The 4,729-nt window shown below is 63.0% G+C and carries 4 protein-coding genes; all 4 read left to right on the top strand.

Annotated elements, in window-relative coordinates; genetic code table 11:
- Nucleotides 1–1,631, top strand: a 1,631-nt coding sequence (locus tag DBR30_RS10880) for an AAA family ATPase (protein WP_146181377.1), incomplete at its 5' end; no start/stop codon positions are given.
- 2 nt (nucleotides 1,632–1,633) lie between these two features.
- Complete coding sequence (locus tag DBR30_RS10875; RefSeq protein ID WP_108541710.1) at nucleotides 1,634–3,172, top strand: sigma-54 interaction domain-containing protein; 1,539 nt, start codon at nucleotides 1,634–1,636, stop codon at nucleotides 3,170–3,172.
- Entirely contained in the window at nucleotides 3,172–3,777 is a 606-nt protein-coding gene (gene vasI / locus DBR30_RS10870; RefSeq protein WP_108541711.1) for a type VI secretion system-associated protein VasI, read from the top strand. Before DBR30_RS10875 ends, vasI begins: the two co-directional genes overlap by 1 nt.
- 8 nt (nucleotides 3,778–3,785) lie before the next feature.
- On the top strand, nucleotides 3,786–4,729 hold a 944-nt coding region (gene tssA / locus DBR30_RS10865), incomplete at its 3' end, for a type VI secretion system protein TssA (protein ID WP_108588342.1).

The following is a 4,729-nucleotide window of genomic DNA, read 5'->3' as shown; positions in this document are numbered from 1 at the left end:
ACAAGAAATACGTGGAAAAAGATGCCGCCCTGTCGCGCCGCTTCCAGCTGGTGAAAGTGGGTGAACCCAATGCCGATGAGGCCACCGTGATCCTGCGCGGCCTGCGCAGCATCTACGAAAAGGCCCACGGGGTGCTGATCGATGAGGAAGCGCTGCAAGCCGCCGCCCAGCTCTCCGCCCGTTACATCTCCGGCCGTCAGCTGCCGGACAAGGCGATCGACGTACTCGATACCGCCTGTGCCCGGGTGGCCATCAACCTCACCACGCCGCCGCGTGCCGTCAGCCATTTGCAAAACGAACTGCGCCAGCGTGAGCTGGAGATCCGTCAGCTGGAGCGCCAGAGCCTGATCGGTTTGGGTGACAACGATGAGCGACTCATAGAACTGAAAGCGGCCCAGCAGACCTGCCATGACACCCTGCGTGAGCAGGAAGCCCAGTGGCAGCAACAGCAGGGATTGGTGCATCGGATTGTCGAGCTGCGTGCCGCCCTGCTGGCCGATCAGCAGGATGAGATGCTGGCCAGAGAAGCGCTGGATCTCGCCGATGCGCCGCTCGATCCGCAAGCGGCTGCCGAGCAGCTGGCCGGGCTCGAGCGCGAGCTGGCCGAGCTGCAACAGGGTGAGGTGCTGGTCTCTGCCCATGTAGACAAGACTCAGATCGCAGCGGTGATCGCCGAGTGGACCGGGGTGCCGCTTAATCGCATCTCCCAAGGGGAGCTCGATGTGGTGACCCGTCTGCCGGAGTATCTTGGCGAGCTCATCAAGGGGCAGGATGTGGCGGTGGCCCATCTGCACAAGCACCTGCTGACCGCCCGCGCCGATCTGCGTCGTCCAGGCCGTCCGCTGGGGGCCTTCCTGCTGGTGGGGCCAAGCGGGGTCGGCAAGACCGAAACCGTGTTGCAGATTGCCGAACTGATGTTTGGTGGTCGCCAGTATCTCACCACCATCAACATGTCCGAGTATCAGGAGAAGCACACCGTCTCCCGTCTGATCGGCTCGCCTCCCGGCTATGTCGGCTTTGGTGAGGGTGGCGTGCTGACCGAAGCCATTCGGCAGAAGCCCTACTCGGTGGTGCTGCTGGATGAGGTGGAAAAAGCCCATCCTGACGTGCTCAACCTCTTCTATCAGGCGTTCGACAAGGGTGAGCTGGCCGATGGGGAAGGGCGGATCATCGACTGCAAGAACGTGGTCTTTTTCCTCACCTCCAACCTCGGTTTCCAGACCATCGTAGATCATGCCGAGCAGCCTGATGACCTGCTGGATGCGCTCTATCCGGAGCTGGCTGCCTTCTTCAAACCGGCCTTGTTGGCGCGGATGGAGGTGATCCCCTACCTGCCGCTCGGTCACGACACCCTGGTGCAGATCGTTGGTGGCAAACTCAACCGGCTGGTTAAGCTGCTCAAGGAGCGTTTCGGTGCCGATGTGGTGCTGGAGAGCGAGGTGGCCGAGGAGATCCTGCTGCGGGCCAACCGCAGCGAGAACGGCGCGCGGATGCTGGAGTCCGTCATTGATGGGGCCCTGTTGCCGCCGGTTTCCCTGCAATTGTTGCAGCGCCTCTCAGCCGGTGAGCCCATCAACCGGGTGCGCTTCTCGGTGGCCGATCACCAGTTCGTGGCCGAGGTGGAGGGCTGACCATGGAGCAAGCCCTCGCATTCGCCCTCGCGCTCACCTCGCAACGGGATGAACAACATCTCTGCCACTGGTGGAGCTCGACCCTCCATGCCAGCTTCCAGCCCAAAGGACTGCTGCTTGGCATGCTGGACGTGAGCGGCCGCCAGCTGGAGTGCAAAGGGTGGGTCAAGGGGCAGGAGGTTGCGCTGGCGCTGGCGGTGGATGATTTCTCTCATCCACTCGCCTATGTGCTGCACAAGGCGCAATCCCGCACCTGGGATTCCCTCCATGGCGGTGCCCGCATTGAGCATGCCGGTTTTCGCGCACTGCTAGCCAACCTTGGCCAGCAGTGCGGTCTGCACGCCTTTCCGCTCAATGATGGCAACGGCAAGCCGTTTGCCGTGCTGGCGATGATGGACAGTGGCGATGTGTTGCAGGAGTGGGCGGCTCGCCCCGAGCTTGCCAGTTTGGCGCAGGTGTTTTGCAACCAGCTCACCCTTATTCGCGATCTGGGGCGCAGTCGCCGGGATCAGAGCGTGCTGCGCGACTCCCTGCGCCAGATAAAAGGTGAAGAGGATCGTCTGCGCCAGCACGAGAAGCTGCTGGGCGAGCAGTTGATCGGCCAGTCGGCGGTGATCTGCGGTCTGCGCGAGCAGATCGCTCAGGCGGGGCGCCACAAGCTGACCGTCCTCATTCAGGGGGAGACTGGCAGTGGCAAGGAGGTGGTCGCGCGGCTGGTACACCAGTGCTCCGAGCGCGCCGCCAAGCCGTTCGTCGCCATCAACTGTGCCGCCATCCCCGAGAATCTCATCGAGAGTGAGCTGTTCGGTTATCAGAAAGGGGCCTTCTCCGGCGCCCTCTCCAACAAGACCGGGCTGGTGGCGCAGGCCAATGGTGGCACCCTGTTTCTCGACGAAGTGGGCGATATGCCCGCCGCCATGCAGGCCAAGCTGCTACGGGTGCTGGAAACCCGCAGCTACCGGCCGCTTGGGGCAGAGCAGGAGTATCACTCCGATTTTCGCCTCATCGCGGCCACTCATCAGCCGCTGACCCGCCATGTGGAGGAGGGGCGGTTCCGTGCCGACCTCTACCACCGTCTCTGCCAGTGTCTGCTGCTGATCGCCCCCTTGCGCGAGCATATCGAGGATGTGCCGCTGCTCTGTCAGCACTTCATGGCCCAGTTTGCCGCGCAGGATGACAAGGGGCTGGCTGGCTTGCAGCGCAAGTTCCTCAAGCAACTGCAAAGTTACGACTTCCCCGGCAACGTGCGCGAGCTGCGCAATCTGCTGGAGGTGGCCTGTGCCCACACCCGTCATGGTGAAGAGGTGGGGCTTGGCGCCTTGCCGCCGGAGCTGCGGGATCGGGTCTGTGCCGAGCTGCCCGATGCGCTGGATGATTACAACCATATCCGCGATCTGCGCCGGGCCATGCAGCAGTACGAGGCATCGGTGATTGAAGCGCGCCTGCGCTACTTTCAGGGCAATCGCATGCTGGTAGCCGAGAGCCTCAATATTCCCAAGCGCACCCTGGATCACAAGTGCCAGAAACTGGAGGTGAACTGATGAGCATCATGGGTTTGTTGCCCCTGCTGCTGGCGACCGGCAATGCGGTGCCTCCCCTCGATATGGCGGCGTGGCAAGCGTGTCGTCGTGAGCCATCCCCTCTGATCCGGCTCGCCTGCTATGACGCCCTTGGTAATGAGGCGACGCCATCAGGCAGCAAGGAGAGCACCAAGTCTCCGGCCTGGCTGGCGATAGCGGAGCAGGAGTTGGCCCGTGTGCCGGATAGCTCACCCTTCCTGTTGCGACAGGATGAGGAGAGCGGCACGGCGGTATTGACTCGTCCGGCCCTGCGCGGTGCCACCCTGGCGATTGGTTGTGTCAACAGTATCACCCATATTCGCTTGCGGCTGGATGCGCCGTGGCGCGGGGAGAGAGTCGAGGTCGCGCTGGATGGACAAGCAACTCGCAGCAGTCAGAGCTGGTTTATCCGGGATCAGGGATGGCTGCTCGAATATGGCCGCGGTCTGCCCGCCATCGAGGAGCTAAAACGCTGGATCGGTCATCGTGAATTGCAGGTTCAGGCGGCCAACGGCGCCTTGCTGCGGGTCGATCTCAGCGGCCTGAAAGAGGCGCTGATACCGGTGCGCCAACAGTGTCGCTGGTAGGGGGGAAGATGAGCTATCAACACCCCTGGTGTAGCCGTCTGCTCACCAGCTTGCCGGATGCACAGATCAAAGGGGCCGTGCTGGCCGATGAGCCGCGCTGGGACTATGTGGAGACCGAACTGGTCAAGTTGGGCTCCCTTGCCCACAGCCAGGTCGATCTCAATGCGGTGGCCGAAGCCTGTCTGGGGTTGCTGGAGAACCGCACCAAGGATATGCGGGTGCTGGCACAGCTGTTGCGCTGCCTGCAGCACCCCGCCAAGGCGACCCCGATGGGGGCTGCGCTGAGCTTGCTGGAAGCCTGGATCAAGGCTTACTGGCTGTTGGCCTGGCCCGGGAATACGACCCAGAAGCAGCGATTGATGGTGCAGATCATCAAGCGCTTCGAGGGTGCCCTGCCGAGGGTGAGCGAGAGCGCCTCGGCGGCGGAACTGGCGCAGTTGCTTGTGCAGGCAGAACAGCTGGAGGCCGTCTGGCTGGCCCAGTGCCCTGACAAGGGGGAACTGCTGGATCCTCTGGTGATGGGGTTGAAGCGGGCCCAGCGACAACAGGTTGCCCAGGCCCAGGCAGATGCCGGAGGTCAACCTGCAAGCAGCGCTGCTGCAGCCACCGCCAGTGCTAGCGTCATGGCAGGCACCATGGTGCTCAGTGGCAGCAGCAAGGGCTCCGGGGTCGAGATTGACAGCTCCAACGATCGGGCATGGCGACAGACCCAGCTCAAGGTGGCGGAGCTGCTTATTGAGCGCCAGCCAGAAGTGGCTATGGGCTATCGGCTGCGTCGTCACGCCATCTGGGCCGGTATCACGACACCTCCCATGACTGCGCAGGGCAACAAGACCCAGCTTGCGCCCATGTCGGTTGACATGGTGGATGAATATCGCGCAGCCATGGGCACGCCAGATCTGGCGCTCTGGCAGCGCATCGAGCAGAGCCTGACGCTGGCCCCTTACTGGTT

The sequence above is a fragment of the Aeromonas sp. HMWF017 genome, assembly GCF_003061465.1.
In the GTDB taxonomy this organism is placed as follows: domain Bacteria; phylum Pseudomonadota; class Gammaproteobacteria; order Enterobacterales; family Aeromonadaceae; genus Aeromonas; species Aeromonas veronii.
The sequence above is the reverse complement of the archived record's forward strand: the minus strand, read 5'-3'. Positions and strand labels throughout refer to the sequence as shown.